The following is a 19,337-nucleotide window of genomic DNA, read 5'->3' on the forward strand; positions in this document are numbered from 1 at the left end:
GCGGTCCGCGCCGATCGGCGTGAATGGAGCGTTAAAACTTATCCGCGACCATCCAGAGATCCGCCACCATGACGTCAGTGAAGGCCATCGCATGCCGTCCGCCCAGCAGGTCCAAAGCGCACCATCCGCCGAGGCCGGACGCGCGGACTCGCCCGCGGGGCCGGCGACGGGGCGCGAGGCGATCCCGCGCGTCGTTTCGGCCGGACTCGAGGCCTCTCTGGAGCGCTTCAGCGACCGCACGCTGCTGGCCGCCGGCAAGGTCAACCTCATCTCGCTCGAGGCCGTGCAGACTCGGCTCGGGCCGCGATGGTCGCTTCGCCAGGATCAGGTCTACGACTTCGCCTCGCGGGTCATCGAGCGCGGCCTGGGCGCACGCGGCCTGAGCGTCCGCGTCTCGGGGAGCGACTTCCTGGTGGTGCAGCCCGAGCTCAGCCGCCTGGCCGCCCAGGCGGCGTGCCTGCGCTATCTGCGCGAGATCCTGCACCACTTCCTGGGCGATGCGCACCTGGCGGGAGACGGCGTGCTGCAGGTGACCCGCATCGCCGGCGCCAACCTCGAAGCGCGGCCGATGGACGTTCGGGCCAGCGAGATGGCCGACCGCGAGGAGGGGGTCCTGAACGGCGCGACGCCCGAGCCCGGCCCGTCCGGCGCCGCGACGCCCCCGGCCGCTGCGGCCGCCTGGCCGGGGCCCGCCTCGGCGCGCGGAGCGGGCGGACCCGCGCCAAGGAGCGAGGGCCAGGTCGTGGACCGCTGGTCGCCGTTCATCGCCAATGACGGCCGTCAGCTGCGCGTCTCGGCCAGCCTGGAGCCGGTGTTCGAGCTGAAGGGCTTCACCCGCATCGGTTTCCGCATGAACCGCCGCGTGGTGGTCACGCGCAGCCAGGAGGAGCTGAGCCGGGTCGCGGTCTCCAACCTCTCGGCTGCAGACCTGCTGCGGGTGGACCTCGCGACCATCGCCCGCGGCATCGACCGCCTGCAGCACGACGGCGCCGGCGAGGCCCAGCTCAGCCTCATCATTCCACTGTCCTATGCGAGCCTCGCCAGCCAGCGCGGCCGCGCCGAACTCGTCCAGCCCCTGCGCGAGGCGGGCCGCCTGGTGAGCTGCGGGGTGATCTGCGAGATCTGCGACATCGAAGGCGTGCCCTCGAGCGCGCTGCTGTCGGCGGTTTCACTGATCCAGCCATTCACGCTGCTCGTGGTGGGGCGCTTGCTGGCGCCGACCCCGGCGGTGCTGGCGCCCCTGAAGGGCACCGGGCTGCGCGGGCTCTCGTTCGACTGTCCGCCGGACCTGAGCGAGGCGGAGTTCGCACCCTGGGCCGGTCCGGCCATCCATGCGGCCAAGCGCGTCGCCCGCTCGGTGATGGTCTACCAGGCGCCCTCCGAGCGGCGGGCCGGCGAGCTCGCGCTCCTGGGCGCCACCCACGTGAGCATCGCGCGGCAGGAGGCGGGCTAAAGGCGCGGGATCACTTCGTGCTAGGTTCGCCGGGCCTGGCCAGAGGAGGTTCCGCCATGTCGCGCCAGCTCAGCTACGCCAAGGGCGCGGATCAGCCCCCGATCCTGGAGCACACCATCGGCGAGGCGCTCGCCATGGCTGCGGCGCGCTGGCCGCAGGCCGAGGCGCTGGTTTCGCGGCATCAGGACGTGCGCTGGACCTGGGCGGAGCTGCTGCAGAAGGCCGATGACCTCGCCGCGGGACTGCTCGCCCTCGGCCTGGAGCCCGGCGACCGTGTCGGGGTCTGGGCGCCCAACTGCGCCGAGTGGACGCTCACCCAGTTCGCCACCGCCCGGGTCGGCCTGATCCAGGTCAACATCAATCCCGCCTACCGAGCCTCCGAGCTCGAATACACGCTGAACAAGGTGGGCGTGAAGGCGCTGGTCTGCGCCGAACGGTTCAAGACCAGCGACTACGTGGCCATGGTCGAGGCGCTGGCGCCGGAGATCGCCCGCGCCGCCCCCGGCTCGCTCGAGGCCGCGCGCGCGCCGCAGTTGCGCAGCGCCATCGTGATCGGCGAGGCGCCTCGCCCCGGCTGGTTCGGCTTCGAGGAAGTTGCGCAGCGGGGCGGCGCGGCGGAACGGGTCCGGGCGGCGGAGATCGCACGCGGCCTCGACCGCAATCAGCCGATCAACATCCAGTTCACGAGCGGCACCACGGGCCTGCCGAAGGGCGCGACGCTGTCCCACCGGAACATCCTGAACAACGGCTATTTCACCGGATTGGCGATGGGTCTGCATGAGGGCGACCGGCTGTGCATCCCGGTGCCGCTCTACCACTGCTTCGGCATGGTGATGGGCAACCTGGCGTGCTGTGTCCATGGCGCGACCATGGTCTATCCGGAAGCCGGCTTCGATCCGCTGGCGACGCTGGCGACGGTCGAGGCCGAGCGCTGCACCGCCCTCTACGGCGTGCCCACGATGTTCATCGCCGAACTGGAGCATCCGGAGTTCGAGCACTTCGACCTGAGGTCGCTGCGCACCGGCACCATGGCCGGCTCGCCCTGTCCCATCGAGGTGATGAAGAAGGTCATCGAGCGCATGCACATGAAGGACGTGGGCATCGCCTACGGCATGACCGAGACGTCTCCGGTGAGCATGCAGACGTCGATCGACGATCGCATCGAGCGGCGCGTCTCCACGATCGGACGGGTGCAGCCGCACCTGGAGGTGAAGGTCGTCGACGCCGACGGCGAGATCGCGCCGGCGGGGACGCCGGGCGAGTTCTGCACGCGTGGCTACTCGGTGATGCTGGGCTACTGGGACGATCCGGAGAAGACCGCCGAGGCGGTCGACGCGGAGGGCTGGATGCACACCGGCGACCTCGCCACGCTCGACGCCCAGGGCTACGGCAACATCGTCGGGCGCATCAAGGACATGATCATCCGCGGCGGCGAGAACGTCTATCCGCGCGAGATCGAGGAGTTCCTGTTCCGCCATCCGAAGGTTGAGGACGTGCAGGTCGTGGGGGTGCCGGACGAGAAGTACGGGGAAGAGATCTGCGCCTGGGTGAAGCTGCGCGCCGGCGAGGCTTGCGAGGCGGAGGAGATCGTCGGCTTCTGCAAGCGCCAGATCGCCCATTACAAGGTCCCGCGCTACGTCCGCTTCGTCGAGGCGTTCCCGATGACGGTCACCGGGAAGATTCAGAAGTTCGAGATCCGCCAGGCGATGATTGCGGAGCTCGGGCTCAAGGAGATGGCGACGGCCTGAAAGCCTTGACCTCGCTCAAGGCGCTCGCGCTCGAGCAGGCCCGCGCGCTCGCCAGGGCGCGGCGCAGGGCGGGCGGGCTCGCCGCGGTCGTCCTCGACGCGGCCCGGTCAACGAATTCGCCTTCGTGGCGGAAGGCCCCCCAGCGGCCGCTGCGCGCCTGGATCATTCCGCGACCCCTCTCCGTCGTCTGTCAGGCCTGACGGAATCGCTCGACTGACGCGGCGGTGAGGCGCCACCACTGGGCCGCACGAGACGCGGAGGCGGGCGATGAGCGATCCCCTGTTCGACCTTTCCGGCAAGATCGCCCTGGTCACGGGCGGCAGCCGCGGCCTGGGGCTGCAGATGGTCCGCGCCTTTGCGCAGCGGGGCGCCGACGTCGTCGTCACCAGCCGCAAGATCGAGGCCTGCGAGGCGGCGGCCGAAGAGGTGCGGGCGATGGGGCGGCGCGCGCTGGCGCATGCCGCGCATGCCGCCAAGTGGGGCGAGATCGACCTCCTGATGGCGGCCGCCTACGCGGAGTTCGGGCGCATTGACATCCTGGTCAACAACGCCGGCATGTCGCCGGCCATGGCCTCGCACGAGGTGACCGAGCAGCTGTTCGACAGTGTCGTCGGCCTGAACTTCAAGGGCCCGTTCCGGCTCGCCGCCCAGGTCGGCCGGCGGATGGCGCAAGGCGACGGCGGCGTGATCATCAACGTCTCCTCGATCGCGGCGCTGACGCCGAGCCCGGGCGTCGTGCCCTATTCGGGGGCGAAGGCGGCGCTGAACGCCATGACCGTTTCGCTGGCCCGCGAGTACGCGCCCAAGGTGCGGGTGAACGCGATCTGCGCCGGACCCTTCCTCACCGACATCGCCAAGGCCTGGCCGCCCGAGGCGCGCGAGCGGTCGAGCAACGCCCTGGGGCGGCCCGGGAAGCCCGAGGAGGTGGTGACGACCGCGCTCTATCTGGCGAGCCCGGCGTCGTCCTTCACCACCGGAGCGGTGATCCGCGTCGACGGCGGAGCCTAAGCCGGCCAGACGCGACGGCCGTCCACGATCGTGGCCGCGACCAGCTCGGCCGAGGGGCTGGCGAGCGCCTGGGCGAGCGGAACCTTCAGCAGGCAGAGGTCGGCGGCGGCGCCCACCGCGATGCGGCGGGCCGGGCCGCCGGGATCGGCGGGCTCGCCGAGATAGAGGCCGAGCGCCGACACCGGTCCGACCTGCTCGGCGGGGCCGATCACGCGCCCGCCTCTCGTGCGGCGCGAGACAGCGGTCGCCATGGCGGCCCAGGGATCGGACGCGCCATAGGGGGCGTCGGAGCTGCCGGCCACCGGCACGCCGGCGGCCAGCAGCGTGGCGCAGCGGTAGAGGTCCGGCTGCTCGTCCGACGAGACCTCGGCGGCGTAGCGATCGCCGCGGTCGCGGATGAAGATCGACTGGGTGACGACGGCCAGGCGGAGCCTTTGGATCTCGCCGATGGCGGCGGCCGGGATCATCCCGCCGTGCTCGATGCGGTCGCCGTGGCGGGCGCCTGCCGCCTCGAAGGCCGCCAGCGTCAGGGCGAGCTCCGCGGCGGTGACGCAATGGACGGCGGTGGCGCGGCCAATCTGGCGAGCCTCGGCGATCCAGCCGGCGAACGCTTCGACCGGCGGCAGGTCATGCTCGTCCAGCAGCACCTTCTTCGGTCCGACGGCGAAGGCGCGGTCCTCCGGCGCCGTCAGGGGACCGGCGCTCATCAGGGTCAGGTGCTGGGGCAGTTCGGCCGCGCGATGGGCGTCAGCCAGGCGCGCAGCGGCGGCAGCGTCGGTGCTGACGGTCGCGTCGGTCAGGTGGGTGATCCCGTAGCCGGCGAGGCGGCGCCCCACAGCCCCGAGCGGCGGCGGCTCGGCCCCGATCCGTTCGCGCAGCCAGGCGTCGCCGCGCCAGACGCGGCCGCTCGGTTCGACGAACGCGGGGAGGGGGGCGCCCTCCCGCACAGCGGCGAGCGCAGCGCTGTTCAGCACCCACAGCGCGCCGGTCTGGTGCTGCACGCGCAGCCGGTGATCCGGCGCGAGCGCATCGAGCTGCTCGCGGGTCAGATCGCCCGCCATCCGCTCGTGGTAGCCGACGGCGCGGATCCAGGCGCCGGGCGGCCGCTGCGCGGCCGCGGCCGCAATTCGGGCGGCCACGTCGCTGGCCTTGCGGGCGTCGTTCAGGTCGACGGAGCCCGCCTGGGCGGCGAGGCCGTACAGGTGGATGTGGTGGTCGGCAAGGCCAGGAATCAGCGCCCCGCCGCCCCCGTCGATCTCCTCGCTGTCGCGCGGGAACCCTGGCCCGATCGCGGCGATCCGGCCTCCTTCCAGACGCACGTCGAGGCCGGTCTGGGCGTCCACCTCCACGTTGCGCAGGATCATGCGCTCGCCCTGAGCCCGCAGAGCGCGCCCGCCGCGGCGGCCGAGCGGGCGAGGGCTGCGTCGACCAGGAGGCCGCCGCCGGCTTCGAGCGCCTGCAAGGCGCCCGCGGCCGCGGCGAGGCCGGTGACCGGATCGGCCAGGGCGTCGCCCAGGAACCGAGGCGCGCCGCCCTCCCAGCCGACCAGGCCGCCGGCCGCCGCGGCGTCGTCGCCGAAGGCCACGCGATTGGCGCCCGGCCCCGTCCAGCCGTAGCCGGTGATGGCGACCCAGACGAGGCCCGGCTTCTCCGCCATCAGCGTTTCGACGGCGAGGCCGAGCGAGGCGAGGCCGCGCGGACGGGCGCCCGTGATCACCACGTCGGCGGCGAGGATCGTCTCGCGCAACCGCCCCCGGCCTTCCCGCGTCGTGAAGTCGAAGGCGAGCTCGGCCTTGCGTCCGTTCAGCCGCTGGAAGAACTCCGGCGTCGACTGGCGGGTCGGGTCGGGACGTCGCGGACTCTCGATCTTGGTCACCGCGCAGCCGGCCGCCGCCAGGATCGCGCCGCACATCGGCCCGGCCCACAGGGCGGAGAGATCGACCACCCTCGGCGTTGCGGGTCGGGCGGCGGCGGGCCCGAGGCGGATCAGCGGCGCGTGAAGCCTCTCACAGACCACCTCGCCCACGCCAGCCGCGGGAATGCCGAGAAGCGCCGCATCGGCGATCATCCCGCGCCAGGGGCGGGTGCGGGCGGCCTCGGCGATCGCCGGCCAGGGCTCCGCGCCCACGTCGCCCCCGAGCCAGGCGGGAACCAGCTCCTGGTCCTCCTCGCGCGCCAGGTTCGCCGCGATCCAGCCGTCGGCGGCCTCGATCAGCCGGGCCGCCCCGTTCGGCGAGACGCGTCCGGGCTCAGCGAGCGGCAACACGCCGGCCCGATCGCTGATCCGCATCGCGCCGACATCGACCCTTCGGCCGAAGGCGGCCGTCAGGCGGCCGATCTCGGCGCCCAGCTGCGCCAGCGCCGGGCCGATCGGGTTCACGGCGCGATCCGATCGTCGACCAGCTTCCAGGCCAACGCTGTTTCGAGGCGCAACTCCGCGCCGGAGATCGCCAGGTAGCAGGCGCGGTGACGGCCGATGCGACGCGGGATGGTCGCCGTGCCGCCGGCGCCGGGAATCAAGCCCATCGAGACCTCGGGCAGCCGGAAGACGGCGTCCTCGGCCGCGATGACGCGCGCCGCGGCCGCCGGCACCTCGATGCCGGCGCCGATGCAGGCGCCGTGCAGGCGCGAGGTCATTCGGCTTCCGAGATCATGGACCAGACGGGCGGGCGAGCGCAGGGAGCGGATCAGGTGGGCTTGGCCGGGGTCCTCGGCCGAGCCGAACTCAGCGAGATCACCCCCCGCGCTGAACGCTGGCCCGTCGCCGCGCAGGATGACCGGCGGCGCGTCGGGATGGTCGCGGGCGAAGGTCAGCGCCTCACAGAGCTCGTCGCGCATGGCCGCGTCGAAGGCGTTGCGCGCCGCCGGGCGGGCGAGCCGGATCAGGATCGCCTGGCCGTCCGGTTCGATGCGGACGCGAGGGGCGGCCGGTTCGTCGCGCCGCCGCGGCGGGTTGGCGGCCCGCCAGGCGCGGAACTCGCGCGAGGCCAGCAGCATGGAGTAGGCGAAGGATTCCAGGGCGAGCGCGTGGTCGAACGCGAGCGCCAGGGTGGCGCGGAACACCTGCGCGGCCACGGCTGTGGCGAGCGGCTGCCGCTCGACGACCGCGGATAGGCTCTCGAGCGCCGTCTCGAGCGCCTCCGGCCCGCAACCCACCCACGGCATCGGGGCCGACGCTTCCGCTGAGAGCAGGATATCGAACGGCTCGAGCCCGCCGGTCGGGCGCACGCCGTGGCGATGCACGCCGATCCGCACGACGCCAGGTCCTGGCGGGTGCGGCGCGACCGGGCCGTCGGAGAGATCGCTGACGCTCATTCCGGCGCCGCCCAGCGCGATGAGATCGGAGAGCGCGCCGGCGGCGGCCACGGGCGGTCAGGCCGACGCGGGCTGCTTGGCCGGCCCGGAGAACTCCGCCTTCAGCTGCCGGCGGAGCAGCTTGCCCGTGTCGTTGTAGGGAAGGGCGTCGCGGAAGGCCCAGACCTCCGGTGTCTTGGTGGAACGCAGGCGGGCCCGGACCCACCCGGCGAGATCGTCCGTGGACGGCCTGGCGTCCTTCGGCACGACCACCGCGGCGACCGTCTCGCCCCACTCCTTGTCCGGCGTCCCGAACACCGCGACGTCGGCGACCGCCGGGTGGGCGCGCAGAACGTCCTCGATCTCGCCCGGGGAGATGTTCTCCCCGCCGCGCACGATCACGTCGTCCAGCCGGCCTTCCAGGAAGAGATAGCCGTCGGCGTCCATCCAGCCGCCATCGTTGGTGGCGAACCAGCCTTCGCCGTCGACGAGGGTCTTGCCGGCGTATTCGCCGGAGACCTGGTCGCCTCGCACATACACCTCGCCGGACTGGCCGGGCGGCAGCACCTCGCCGTGAGGCCCCCGGATCTCGACGTCCAGGAAGGGCAGGGGCTTGCCGACCGAGCCCAGCCGGCGGCGGACCTCCGGATCGGAGGAGCGGACCGCTTCCCAATGATCTTCGGGGCCCAGGATCGAAATCGTCGAGGAGGTCTCGGTCAGCCCGTAGGCGTTGGCGAAGCCAACGTGCGGCAGCAGCCTCATGGCGCGCTCGATGACCGGCAGCGGCATGCGCCCGCCGCCGTAGGAGATCGCTTTCAGCTTGGGCAGGCTTTCGCCCGTCTTCTCGAGCACGTCGAGGATCCGGCCCAGCATGGTGGGAACCACCATTGCATGGGTGATCGCCTCCTCGGCCGCGGTGGCGACCCAGGTCTCGGGGGTGAAGGTGTCGAGGTGGACGATGCGGCGACCCGAGTAGACCCCGGTCAGGATCGCGGACACTCCGGCGATGTGATAGGGCGGCACGCTGACCAGCGCGGCCTCATCCTCTTCCGACGCCAGGAACTCCACCGTCGAGATGACATAGGAGGTGAGATTGCGGTGCCTGAGGATGGCGGCCTTCGGCTCGCCGGTGGTGCCGCTGGTGAACAGCAGCACGCCGATGTCGTGGTCCTCGTCGAACTGGGCGTCCGAGTGGCCCGACGCGTTGCAGGCGATCTCGAATTCGGAGCGGGTCACGACGGCGACGCCCGCGGGCTTGCCGATCCGGCCGGCCATGTCGTCGTCGACGATGGCGACCGAAGGTGCGGTGCGGGCGAGCAGCTTCTGCAGGTCGGCGTCCGGCAGCCGGTAGTTCAGCGGCGCGAACGGCTTGGCCAGCATGCCGGCGGCGAACAGCGCGATCGGCAGCGCCGTCCCGTTGAGGCCCAGGAACACCACTGTGCCCGCGCCCTTGCCCTGCAGCCATTCGGCCGCGTGGTGCGCGCGGCGGCGGACCTCGTGGAAGGTCAGGCCGTCACGTCGGCGGCCGAGCGCCAGGCGATCCGGCGCCGCGTCGGCCATCATGTCGAGGAGGAGGGCCGTGTGCATCGGCGGTCAGTCCGACGCGGGCAGCTTCTTGGCTTCCTTCGCGCCGATCGGGCGGCCGCCCACGGAGAGCGTCCCGGCCCCGGCTTTGACACAGAGCACCTCGAGGCCGGTCTCGTCGTCGGCGTAGCGCTTGCCCATCTGGCTGCCCTCGGCGAAGTCGGGCGAGAGGGTCTTGCCCTCCGGCTTGGATTCGGCGTTGGGGACCATGGGGTAGCCGCCGCAGCGCAGGTCGGCCTCGGTCTTGGGCGGCCGCACGACCACGACCTCGGTGTCGCAGACAGCACTCTTCCAGCGGGATCCGGGCTTCAACTCCATGGGCTCACTCCTTCCCCTCCGGCCGCGCCGGCTTCCCTGCGTGCGAACGCGATCGGCGCGCGCAGGCTCCCGGCGTCTCCGGCTGCAATTCGCCGCTCCTTATACATAGCGGCCTGCGCGCCGCCAGACCAATGCCGCCGGCCGGTGGCCTCGGCGCTGGCCGGGCCCTCACGCGCTTAAGGTTTATTAGCCCCCCGTCACTAAGACTGCTGGTCCAACGGCGGCAAGCGGCGGACCAGTCGGGGATAGTATGGCCACCCTCACGTTCAGTGACGATTTCAATTCGCTAAGCGTTTGGAATGCGCAGTATAACCCCAACGGCGTTTGGCGCGACAACTATGGTTACGGCGGGATAAACGACTACACTTTGCCGGGGGAGCAGGAACTCTACACCGGCCCCTACTTCAACGGCCACCCTGGCGACTTCAACGACGGCAACTACCAGGTCAGCAACGGCGTGCTCTCTCTGGTCGCCCACCAGACGACCAACCCGGAAGTGCTGGCGATGGGGTACGACTTCACTTCGGGCATGATCACCACGCGGGGCTTGGCGCCCTGGCTCACCGGCGGCCCGACGGCCCAGTTCTCGCAGGAGTACGGCTTCTTCGAGATGCGGGCCAAGATCGCCACCGATCCTGGCGCCTGGAACGCGTTCTGGATGCTGCCGGCCGGCGGGACGAGCTCGGGCTGGAACCCCGGCGAAGTCGACATCATGGAGAGCGTCGGCAAGGAACACGGCGCGGTGTGGCAGGCCACCCACGGCGCGACGGAGAGCGGGTCCTACGCATCCGGCGTGAACGTGGACGACGGCCAGTTCCACACCTTCGCGCTCGATTGGACCGCCACGACGCTGACCTGGTACGTGGACGGCGTGGCGACCCGCACCGAAGCGACGCCCGCGGACATGCACCAGGCCTATGTGATCTTCGCCGACCTGGCGCTGGGCGGCTCGTGGGCCGGCCCCATCGACCTGTCCCCCACGGGGGGGTCCGATGCGCTGCAGATCGACTACATCAAGGCGTGGGATTCCAACCCCTACGTCTCCGGCTCGGACGCCAGCGTGGCGGCGCCGGCGGCGGCGGAAACCCTGAGTGCGCCCGATGCCGGCGCGAGCCTGACCGGCGGCGGCGGCGACGACCTCGTCCAGGGCGGCGCGGGGGCGGATGTGCTCAGCGGCGGCGATGGCCAGGACACCATGCATGGCGGCGACGGGCCCGATAGCCTGAACGGCAACGTCGGCAACGACATGGTGCATGGCGACGCGGGCTCGGACGTCGTGCTCGGCGGCAAGAACGACGACACGCTCTTCGGCGATCTCGGCGACGACACGATGAACGGCAACCTCGGCGCCGACACCGTCGATGGCGGCGACGGCAACGACGTGGTTCGCGGCGGCCAGGGCGATGACGTGCTGACCGGGGGAACCGGCGACGACTGGCTGTCCGGCGACCGAGGCGACGACACGATCACCGGCGGTACGGGGGCCGACACCTTCTTCAGCTTCGGCGACGCCGGGATCGACCTGGTCACGGACTTCCACGCCGCCGAAGGCGACCATGTGCTGATCGCCGCGGGCGCGACTTACTCCGTCGCCCAGTCCGGGGCTGATGTGGTGATTGACATCACCGGCGGCGCGCAGCTGATCCTGCAGGGTGTCGACCTGGCGAGCCTGCCGCCGGGCTGGATCCTCTCCGCTTAGGCCCCGCGGCGCTAGGCGTCAGGTAAGTCTTTGAAAGAATGGTGGGTGTAGTAGGATTCGAACCTACGACCCGCTGATTAAGAGTCAGCTGCTCTACCAACTGAGCTATACACCCGTCCCGCTCCGGCCCGGTGCGAGAGGGGGGCCGGCGGCGAGGGCGCGGAAAATACGCGAAAACACGACGTTGGCAAGGCGCGCGCGGGGAGGTTCGAGGCATGCCGAAGGCGGCGCAGCAGGCGGTGGACTTCGCCTATCTGGAGCGCTTCGCGGCCGGCGACTTGGGGCTCGTCGGCGAGGTCCTGGACATCTTCGCCGAGCAGGCCGCCATCTGGCGGCCGCATCTGGATCCGCAGGACCCGGGCTGGCGCGACGTGACCCACACGGTGAAAGGCTCGGCGCGCGGGATCGGCGCCCATGCGCTGGGCGAGGCCTGCGCCCAGGCCGAAGCGGAGGGCCCCGGCGGCCTGGCCGAGGTGGTGCGGGCGCTGGATGCGGCCCTCGCCGAGATCGCCGCCTATCCCCGCGCCTGAGGGCAGCTCGCTAGATGCCCGCGCCGTTGTCGATCGTGCGCAGCGCCTCCTCGTGCGCCCGCGCCTCGGCCTCGATCCAGCTGGCGAAGGCGCGGACCTGCGGCAGCCGGCCTTTGGCCTTGGGGTGCACCAGGTAGTAGGCGAAGTCGACCTGGGTCGCGATCTGCAGCGGAGCGATCAGCCGACCGGCCTCCAGGTCGGCCTGGGCGAGCGTGCGCTTGGCGAGCGCCACGCCGCGCCCGTTGACCGCCGCCTCGATCACCAGGCTCGACTGGTTGAAGCGCGGGCCGCGGGCGCCGTCGATCCCCTTCACGCCGCGCGCCGCCAGCCACATCGGCCAGTCGGGGCAGGAGTCGTCGAGATCCGGCGAGCCGTCGTGCAGCAGCACGTGGCGGGCCAGGTCGCTCGGCGAGGCGAGCGGGCTCTGGTCGTGCAGTTCGGGGCTGATCACCGGCACGACGCTCTCGCCCATCAGTCGCTTGATCTCCAGGCCCGGATAGCGGCCCGAGCCGTAGCGGATGGCCAGATCGACCTCGCCCGCGGTGAGGTCGACGATCTCCATGCCGGCCTGCAGCCAGACATCGACCTGGGGGTGCGCCTGCTCGAAGGCGCCCAGCCTGGGCACCAGCCACTTGGCGGCGAGCGAGGGCGGGGCGGTCAGCGTCAGGCGCCGGCCATCGACTGCGGCGGTGAGCAGGGAGGCGGCCTCGGCCAGCCGGTCGAAGGCTTCGCGCAGCGCCGGCAGCGCGGTCTGCGCCGCGTCGGTGAGCAAGAGGCCCTTGGGCGTACGCTTGAACAGCGCCGCGCCGACATAGTCCTCGAGGTTCTGGATCTGCTGGCTGACCGCGCCAGGGGTGACCGAGAGCTCGTCGGCGGCCCGGCTGAAGTTCAGGTGGCGGGCGGCCGCCTCGAAGGCGCGGAGCGCGTTGAGCGGCGGCAAACGGCGGCGCTCCTGCGTACGTTCCATGAGAATTCCTGACAGCCCGGGCAGAAGTCCTTGGCTTGCGAAGTGGGGCCGGACCGCCCTAATTGCAAGCGTCCACCGGTGTATCGGCCCTTTTCACCGGCGGGTGCGAGCGGGGCGGGGGAAACTCCGTCCCGTCTCGATTTGGAGCTTGGAGCTTATAGAGAAGCTAATGCCGCAGCGACGCGACAGCGCAATGCGACCCAAGCGCCTGGTGGTGCTGGGCGGACGTCCGCCCGCGCGCGCGGGCGTGGTGTGGCTGGTCGGCGCAGGTCCCGGAGATCCCGAGCTCTTGACCCTCAAGGCGCTGAAGGCGCTGCAGAGCGCCGACGTCGTGGTGCATGACGGGCTGGTCACGGCCGCGATCCTCGACCTCGCGCCGCCGGCCGCGCGCCGCATCTCGGTCGCCAAGCGCAAGTCGCGCCACTCCTACAGCCAGGACGAGATCAACCGCATGCTGACAGCCTTCGCCCGCGAGGGGCTGACGGTGGTGCGGCTGAAGGGCGGCGACCCGTTCATCTTCGGCCGCGGCGGCGAGGAGCTGGAAGCCTGCCGCGCGGCCGGCGTTGAATGCCGTGTGATCCCCGGCGTGACCGCGGCCTTGGCGGCGGGCGCCAGCGCCGGCGCGCCGCTCACCCACCGCGGATCGGCGCAGGCGGTGACCTTCGTGACTGGCCATGCCGCGAAAGGCGGCGAGCCGGATCTCGACTGGGCGGCGCTCGCCAGGCCGAACCAGACGGTGGTGATCTACATGGGCCTCTCGATGGCGGCGCCGATCGCCGCGCGGCTGATGGCGGCCGGCGGGGCGAGTTCGACGCCGGCGCTGATCGTCGAGAACGCCTCGCGCGCCGACGAGCGGCGCGTGGTCACCACGCTGGCCGGGCTCGCCGAAGCGGCCGCCGCGCTGAGCGGCCCAGCGCTGCTGATCGTCGGCGAGGCCATGGCGATGGCGCAGGACCTGATGCCCGCTGGCGTTTGGCCCGATCTCAGCATGGATTCGCGCCTGCGCGGGAATGAGCGGTCATGAAGGCGCTCACCGGCAATCGGCTGGCTGACGGCGAGGCGGTGTTCTGGAAGGACGGCCGCTGGGTCGAGCGGTTCGCCGAGGCGCAGATCTTCGGCGACGAGGCCGCGGCGCTGGACGCCGAAGGCAAGGCCAAGGCGCAGGGCACGGTCGTGGTGGATCCCTACCTGATCGACCTGATCGACTCCGAGGGCCTGTGGGCGCCGCTGAGCTTCCGGGAACGGGTGCGGTGCCTGGGCCCCACCAATCATCCCCAGCACGGCAAGCAGGCCGTCGGCGGCGAGGACGTGGAGGCGCTCCGCCACGCCCACGGCGCGGCCCGCTCCACCGGCCGGGTCAACCTGATCAAGCGGAAGTGAGCCGGCATGTACCGCTATGACGGCATCGACAAGGAGTTCGTGGCCGATCGGGCCGCGGAGTTCCGCGAACAGGTGAACCGCCGGCTGGCCGGCGAGCTCACCGAGGACCAGTTCAAGCGCATCCGCCTGATGAACGGGCTCTATCTGCAGCTGCACGCCTACATGCTGCGGATCGCGATCCCCTATGGGACGCTCAGCGCCAGGAAGCTGCGCAAGCTCGCCTACATCGCCAAGACGTACGACAAGGGCTACGGCCACTTCACGACGCGGACCAACCTGCAGCTCCACTGGATCAAGCTGAAGGACGCGCCGGAGATCCTGGAGCATCTCGCCGAGGTCGAGATGCACGCCATGCAGACCTCCGGCAACGTGATCCGCAACATCACCGCGGACCCCTACGCCGGCGCGACCGCCGACGAGCTGGACGACCCGAGGGTCTGGGCCGAGGCGATCCGCCAGTGGTCGACGCTGCACCCCGAGTTCACGTTCCTGCCGCGGAAGTTCAAGATCGCGGTCACGGCGGCCGCCAAGGACCGGGCGGCGCTCCGGGTCTACGACATCGGCCTGGCGCTGCGGCGCGGGCGGAGCGGCGAGCTGGGGTTCGAGGTGATGGTGGGCGGCGGCCTCGGCCGGACGCCCTATCTGGGCCCGACGATCCGCGAGTTCCTGCCGACCCGTCACCTGCTGTCGTATCTGCAGGCGATCCTGCGCGTCTACAACCGCTACGGCCGGCGCGACAACATCTGGAAGGCGCGCATCAAGGTGCTGGTCGCCTCGCTCGGCGCCGAGGAGTTCGCCAAGCAAGTCGAGGCCGAGTGGGAGAAGTCCGAGCAAGAGCCGGTCGACCTGCCCGACACCGAGCTTGCCCGCATCCGCGGCTGGTTCACGCCGAAATTCGCAACGCTGGCGCCCGCCTCCGAGGCCTTCGAACAGGCCAAGGCGGCCGATCCCGAGTTCGCCCGCTGGACGCGCCACAACGTCCATCCGCACAAGCAGCCGGGCTACGCGATCGCCGACGTCTCGCTGAAGACGCCGGGCCAGACGCCCGGCGATATCACGTCCGAGCAGATGGAGGTCGTGGCCGAGCTCGGCGAGCGCTACTCGCTCGACGACATCCGCGTGAACTATCAGCAGAACCTGCTGCTGCCCCACGTGAGGCTGGACGATCTGCCGGCGGTGCACGCGGCGCTCAAGGCGGCGGGGCTGGCGACGCCCAACATGGACCTGGTCACGGACATCGTGGCCTGCCCGGGCCTGGACTACTGCTCGCTCGCCAACGCCCGAGCGATCCCGATCGCCCAGGACATCGCCCGCCGCTTCGACGACGCTGAGCGCGCCGAACTGATCGGCGAGCTGAAGATCCGCATCTCCGGCTGTATCAACGCCTGCGGCCACCACCACGTGGGCCACATCGGCATCCTGGGCGTCGATAAGAAGGGCGAGGAGTTCTACCAGGTCACCCTTGGCGGGTCCGGCGCCGAAGATGCGGCGCTGGGCTCGATCCTGGGGCCCGCGCTGCCGGCCAACAAGGTCGCCGAGGCCGTCGAGCAGATGGTCGAGGTCTATTTGCGCGAGCGGACGGCGGGCGAGCGCTTCCTGGACACCTTCCGGCGCACCGGCGTCGCCCCCTTCAAGGAGGCCGTCTATGCCGACGCTCATTAAGTCGCAGGGCGGCTGCATGGTGCTGGCCAACGACCCGTTCACCCATGTGGATGACGAGGAGGCGCTGCCGCCGGGCGATGTGATCCTGTCGCTCGCCCGCTTCCAGACCGAAGGCGAGGGGCTGCTCTCCGACGGCCGCTCGGTTGGCGTGCGCCTGACCACCGACGAGGAAGTGGAGGCGCTGGCCTACGACCTGCCGAGGATCGCGGTCGTCGCGCTCAAGTTCCCGAAGTTCCTCGACGGGCGGCACTACTCCAACGCCCGCATCCTCAGGGACCGGTTCAAGTTCCCTCGCGAGCTGCGCGCCTGCGGCGACGTGCTGCGCGAGCAGGCGGGCTTCATGCTCCGTTGCGGCTTCGACGCCTTCGAGCCCGCCGACGGATCCACCCCGGAGCAGTGGGAAAGGGCCACCCGCCGCTACCGCCATGTGTACCAACGCGGGGTCGACGCGCGCGTCCCCGCTTTCGTGGAGCGCAGTTCGTGAGTTTGGCCCTCGACGACATCCGCCGCCCGCAGCCGCCGCGCGTCCAACGCCTGGATGCGGAGCTGCGCCATGCCCATCCGCTGACGGTGCTGGAGGCGGCCCACGAGACCTTCGGCGAGAAGCTGGCTCTGGTCTCGTCGTTCGGCGCGGAATCGGCGGTGCTGCTGCATCTGGCGGCCCAGGTGAGCCGCGACATTCCGGTGCTGTTCCTCGACACCGGCATGCTGTTCGGCCAGACGCTGGACTACCGCCGGATGCTGGCGGCGCGCCTCGGCCTGAAGGACGTCCGCGACCTGCGCCCGCATTACCACGACCTGGCGACCACGGATCCGCAGGCGAAGCTGTGGGAGACCGACACCGACACCTGCTGCCACATCCGCAAGGTGCTGCCGCTGGATCGCGGACTGGCTGAGTTCGACGCCTGGATCACCGGGCGCAAGCGCTTCCACGGCGGCGCGCGGCTGTCTCTGCCGGTGGTCGAGCAGACGGACGGCAAGGTGAAGTTCAATCCGCTGGCCAACTGGGCGAAGGCCGAGCTCGACGCCTACATGGCCGAGCACGACCTGCCCGCCCACCCGCTGGTCGAGCAGGGTTTCCCGTCGATCGGCTGCTGGCCCTGCACCGCACCCGTCGAGGACGGCGAGAGTCTCCGCGCCGGACGCTGGAAAGGGTCCGACAAGACCGAGTGCGGCATCCATCTGGCGCGTGCGCCGGGGACTGCGCCAAACGTGGGCGGCGACATCTAGGACCGCCGGGCTTAAACAAACCAGAGAGTTCAATGACGGATGTGATCGTGGCCCAGCCGGCCCCGAAGGTCTCCAGCGCCTTCCTCGTCGAGACCGTGACCTGGGTCCAGCATTGGACGGAGAGCCTGTTCTCCTTCCGCACGACGCGCGATCCAGGTTTCCGCTTCACGAGCGGCCAGTTCGTGATGGTCGGCCTCACCTTGCCCAACGGCAAGCCGCTGGTGCGCGCCTACTCGGTGGCCTCGCCCGCCTGGGAGGACCACCTCGAGTTCTATTCGATCAAGGTGGCGGACGGTCCGCTCACCTCCCGGCTGCAGAACATCCAGGTGGGCGATGAGGTGCTGGTCGGCCGCAAGCCCACCGGCACGCTGGTGCTCGACGGGCTGAAGCCCGGCAAGCGGCTCTACATGCTGGGGACCGGCACCGGGCTTGCGCCCTGGCTGTCGCTCGCCCGCGATCCGGAGGTCTACGAGCGCTTCGAGGAGGTGATCGTCACCCATACGGTGCGCAACGTCGCAGACCTCAACTACCGCCAGCTCTTCGAGCATGACCTGCCCAACGACGAATACCTTGGCGACCTGATCGTCCCGAAGCTCAAATACTATCCGACCGTCACCCGCGAGCCGTTCAAGACACAGGGCCGGATCACCGACCTGATCGAGAGCGGCCAGCTGTTCCGCGACCTCGGCAATCCGCCGTTCGATCCGGCGGTGGATCGGGTGATGCTCTGCGGCGGCCCCTCGGTTCTCGCCGGCCTGAAGCGCCAGCTGCTCGATCGCGGCTACGTCGAGGGCTCGATCGCGGAGCCCGGCGATTTCGTGCTGGAGCGCGCCTTCGTCGAGACCTGAGCCCTCGAGAGCACGAAACGGGCGCGTTCCTCGACCGTGCCGATCGGGACCACCAGCGGTCGGTACCCGAGCCTTGGCAGCAGGCCCATGACGATCCCGAACACGCGCTCGGCGTGAGCGAAGTCCTGGATGCGCTCGGCGTCGGTGCTGTAGATCTCCCGCCAGGGCGGGAACACGAAGACCGTCTCGCCGTACCGACGGGTGCGGATGGCGGCTTCCAGCTCCGGCCACGGCGGCACGCCGTCGGCGCCATAACAGTCCATCAGCCCGCGGTCGAAGAAGACGCGGCGGGTTTCCGCGGCCAGACGATCGAAGTCGGCGATGTCGCGTTGCGCGATCCGGCGGAAGAAGGCCTCTCCGCCGCGCGCCGCCGGGGCTTCGCGGATCACCGCGCGGGCGCTCTCTTCGACCACCAGCTCCCCCATGGACTCCAGGCGGCGCAGGAGCGTGGTCTTGCCTGCGCCGGGCCCGCCGCTGAGAACGAAGAAGTTCGGCTTTTCAGTGATGGCCATTCACACTCCGCTCATCCCCGCGAAAGCCGGGATACCCAGCTGAATCAGACGTCGAGCCGCGCCCGTTCGCCGGCGGCTCGATCTTGCGAGTCCGGGACGTTGAAGTTCCGCTTCGCTTCCCGCCTCGGGGGGACCAGCGGAAGGCGGTCAGCCCGGCGGGCAGCCCTTGAAGTCCCCGACCTTGATCGCCGTCAGCCGCGCCAGGTTGAGCGCCTGGGCGGCGCGCGAGGCGCGCGAGCCGGTGTAGAGGTCGATCCGCTTGCCCTTGATCGCGCCGCCGGTGTCGGAGGCGTACCAGTAGCCGTCGTGGATCGAGCCGTCGGGCAGCTTCATGCCGACGGTCTCCTTGATGAACAGGATCGACCGCTTCGGGATCAGGTTCTTGTCGACGGCCACGGTGCGCATGGCGACGACCTTGCAGCCCAGGGAATCCAGCGCCCCCACGCCCTTGGCGCCCGCGTGATAGAGCGTCGCCTTGAGATTGAACACCGGGCCGGTCGGCAACGTGCCGGTGACCACGGACATAATCAGGTCGCCGACGGGATCGGAGGACGCGGCATGCGCGTTCGAACCCAAGGCGAGAAGGGGAAGAGCGGCCAGGGCGGCGAGGCGGCGTCGCATTGACGGCGTCTCCTTCGTCGTTGAGCTGGTGTGCCCGAAACTCGTACCCCGCAAAAATGGTTAAGGGCAACCCCGTCCCGATGCGGCAGGCTGGTCTGTCAGTTTTCCTAACAGATCCGGTTAGACAGGATCGCTTGCGTTTCCGAGCGGTTGAGCAGAATTCCTAGCTCGGCCGTAGAGGAGTCGGGCTTTGAGAATTTATGGGGACTCCATCTCCGGAAACTGCCTGAAGGTGAAGTGGACGGCCGATCATTTGAGGCTGCCGTACGAGTGGATCGAGACCGACGTCCAGAAGGCCGAGACGCGGACTCCGGCGTTCCTGGCGATGAATCCGGCCGGTCAGGTTCCCACGGTCATCCTCGACGACGGGCGGCCATTGGCCCAGTCCAACGCCATCATCCTGCACCTCGCCGAAGGCTCCGAGCTGATCCCGCAGGACGCCTATGAACGGGCCAGGATGCTCGAGTGGCTGTTCTGGGAGCA

At 70.6% G+C, this 19,337-nt stretch carries 20 protein-coding genes and 1 tRNA gene; 12 read left to right on the plus strand and 9 right to left on the minus strand.

The window, feature by feature from the left end; translation table 11 throughout:
* The first annotated feature begins 91 nt into the window (after window positions 1-91).
* The 3 genes from Q0W60_RS08635 to Q0W60_RS08645 all read left to right on the plus strand — a co-directional run bounded on the left by Q0W60_RS08635 (window position 92) and on the right by Q0W60_RS08645 (window position 4,209).
* On the plus strand, window positions 92-1,453 hold the full coding sequence (locus Q0W60_RS08635; protein WP_297694574.1) for a hypothetical protein: 1,362 nt from the start codon (window positions 92-94) through the stop codon (window positions 1,451-1,453).
* A gap of 56 nt (window positions 1,454-1,509) precedes the next feature.
* Complete coding sequence (locus tag Q0W60_RS08640) at window positions 1,510-3,201, plus strand: AMP-binding protein (protein WP_297694576.1); 1,692 nt, start codon at window positions 1,510-1,512, stop codon at window positions 3,199-3,201.
* Window positions 3,202-3,468: 267 nt separating this feature from the next.
* Window positions 3,469-4,209: an SDR family oxidoreductase gene (locus Q0W60_RS08645; RefSeq protein ID WP_297694578.1), complete on the plus strand. Its 741-nt coding sequence runs from the start codon at window positions 3,469-3,471 to the stop codon at window positions 4,207-4,209.
* Here Q0W60_RS08645 and Q0W60_RS08650 read toward each other — a convergent pair.
* The 5 genes from Q0W60_RS08650 to Q0W60_RS08670 are packed head-to-tail and all read right to left on the minus strand — an operon-like array spanning window position 4,206 to window position 9,405.
* Window positions 4,206-5,573 (minus strand): amidohydrolase family protein, encoded by a 1,368-nt coding sequence (locus tag Q0W60_RS08650; protein WP_297694580.1) that lies wholly within the window; start codon window positions 5,571-5,573, stop codon window positions 4,206-4,208. The genes Q0W60_RS08645 and Q0W60_RS08650 overlap by 4 nt on opposite strands.
* A complete protein-coding gene (locus tag Q0W60_RS08655) occupies window positions 5,570-6,589 on the minus strand; it encodes a CoA transferase (protein WP_297694581.1) in 1,020 nt (339 codons plus the stop codon). Before Q0W60_RS08655 ends, Q0W60_RS08650 begins: the two co-directional genes overlap by 4 nt.
* A complete protein-coding gene (locus tag Q0W60_RS08660) occupies window positions 6,586-7,575 on the minus strand; it encodes an enoyl-CoA hydratase/isomerase family protein (protein ID WP_297694582.1) in 990 nt (329 codons plus the stop codon). Before Q0W60_RS08660 ends, Q0W60_RS08655 begins: the two co-directional genes overlap by 4 nt.
* 6 nt (window positions 7,576-7,581) lie before the next feature.
* On the minus strand, window positions 7,582-9,090 hold the full coding sequence (locus tag Q0W60_RS08665; protein WP_297694584.1) for a class I adenylate-forming enzyme family protein: 1,509 nt from the start codon (window positions 9,088-9,090) through the stop codon (window positions 7,582-7,584).
* Window positions 9,091-9,096: 6 nt separating this feature from the next.
* Complete coding sequence (locus Q0W60_RS08670; protein WP_297694586.1) at window positions 9,097-9,405, minus strand: hypothetical protein; 309 nt, start codon at window positions 9,403-9,405, stop codon at window positions 9,097-9,099.
* 250 nt (window positions 9,406-9,655) lie between these two features.
* Between Q0W60_RS08670 and Q0W60_RS08675 the strand changes: the two genes are divergently transcribed.
* Complete coding sequence (locus tag Q0W60_RS08675; protein WP_297694588.1) at window positions 9,656-11,104, plus strand: family 16 glycosylhydrolase; 1,449 nt, start codon at window positions 9,656-9,658, stop codon at window positions 11,102-11,104.
* A gap of 39 nt (window positions 11,105-11,143) precedes the next feature.
* Here Q0W60_RS08675 and Q0W60_RS08680 read toward each other — a convergent pair.
* A tRNA-Lys gene (locus Q0W60_RS08680) sits at window positions 11,144-11,219 on the minus strand.
* Between the two features lie 100 nt (window positions 11,220-11,319).
* Here Q0W60_RS08680 and Q0W60_RS08685 point away from each other — a divergent pair.
* Window positions 11,320-11,634, plus strand: coding sequence for an Hpt domain-containing protein (locus Q0W60_RS08685; RefSeq protein WP_297694590.1), 315 nt, complete (start codon window positions 11,320-11,322; stop codon window positions 11,632-11,634).
* 10 nt (window positions 11,635-11,644) lie between these two features.
* Here the strand turns inward: Q0W60_RS08685 and gcvA are convergent, their stop codons facing one another.
* Window positions 11,645-12,601 (minus strand): transcriptional regulator GcvA, encoded by a 957-nt coding sequence (gcvA, locus tag Q0W60_RS08690; protein ID WP_297694592.1) that lies wholly within the window; start codon window positions 12,599-12,601, stop codon window positions 11,645-11,647.
* A 193-nt stretch (window positions 12,602-12,794) separates the two neighbouring features.
* Between gcvA and cobA the strand changes: the two genes are divergently transcribed.
* From cobA to Q0W60_RS08720, 6 genes are read left to right on the plus strand one after another with little or no spacing between them, the layout of a single operon-like run.
* Window positions 12,795-13,625, plus strand: coding sequence for a uroporphyrinogen-III C-methyltransferase (gene cobA / locus Q0W60_RS08695; protein WP_366075366.1), 831 nt, complete (start codon window positions 12,795-12,797; stop codon window positions 13,623-13,625).
* Window positions 13,622-13,981, plus strand: a complete 360-nt coding sequence (locus Q0W60_RS08700) for a DUF2849 domain-containing protein (RefSeq protein ID WP_297694594.1) — start codon at window positions 13,622-13,624, stop codon at window positions 13,979-13,981. The genes cobA and Q0W60_RS08700 overlap by 4 nt, the downstream gene beginning before the upstream one ends.
* A 6-nt stretch (window positions 13,982-13,987) precedes the next feature.
* Complete coding sequence (locus tag Q0W60_RS08705) at window positions 13,988-15,643, plus strand: nitrite/sulfite reductase (protein ID WP_297694596.1); 1,656 nt, start codon at window positions 13,988-13,990, stop codon at window positions 15,641-15,643.
* Complete coding sequence (locus tag Q0W60_RS08710; protein ID WP_297694598.1) at window positions 15,627-16,127, plus strand: DUF934 domain-containing protein; 501 nt, start codon at window positions 15,627-15,629, stop codon at window positions 16,125-16,127. Before Q0W60_RS08705 ends, Q0W60_RS08710 begins: the two co-directional genes overlap by 17 nt.
* A 2-nt stretch (window positions 16,128-16,129) precedes the next feature.
* Entirely contained in the window at window positions 16,130-16,873 is a 744-nt protein-coding gene (locus Q0W60_RS08715; RefSeq protein WP_297694609.1) for a phosphoadenylyl-sulfate reductase, read from the plus strand.
* A gap of 32 nt (window positions 16,874-16,905) precedes the next feature.
* The gene (locus tag Q0W60_RS08720) at window positions 16,906-17,721 is read left to right on the plus strand and encodes a ferredoxin--NADP reductase (RefSeq protein WP_297694600.1); all 816 of its coding nucleotides are present in this window, start codon (window positions 16,906-16,908) and stop codon (window positions 17,719-17,721) included.
* On the opposite strand, the gene Q0W60_RS08725 is transcribed toward Q0W60_RS08720, so the two are convergent.
* On the minus strand, window positions 17,655-18,233 hold the full coding sequence (locus Q0W60_RS08725; protein WP_297694602.1) for an AAA family ATPase: 579 nt from the start codon (window positions 18,231-18,233) through the stop codon (window positions 17,655-17,657). The genes Q0W60_RS08720 and Q0W60_RS08725 overlap by 67 nt on opposite strands.
* Window positions 18,234-18,380: 147 nt before the next feature.
* Entirely contained in the window at window positions 18,381-18,854 is a 474-nt protein-coding gene (locus tag Q0W60_RS08730) for a 3D domain-containing protein (RefSeq protein WP_297694604.1), read from the minus strand.
* Between the two features lie 190 nt (window positions 18,855-19,044).
* Here Q0W60_RS08730 and Q0W60_RS08735 point away from each other — a divergent pair.
* Window positions 19,045-19,337, plus strand: a 293-nt coding sequence (locus Q0W60_RS08735; protein WP_297694606.1) for a glutathione S-transferase N-terminal domain-containing protein, incomplete at its 3' end; no start/stop codon positions are given.

This window comes from Phenylobacterium sp. (assembly GCF_025934275.1).
Taxonomy (GTDB): domain Bacteria; phylum Pseudomonadota; class Alphaproteobacteria; order Caulobacterales; family Caulobacteraceae; genus Phenylobacterium.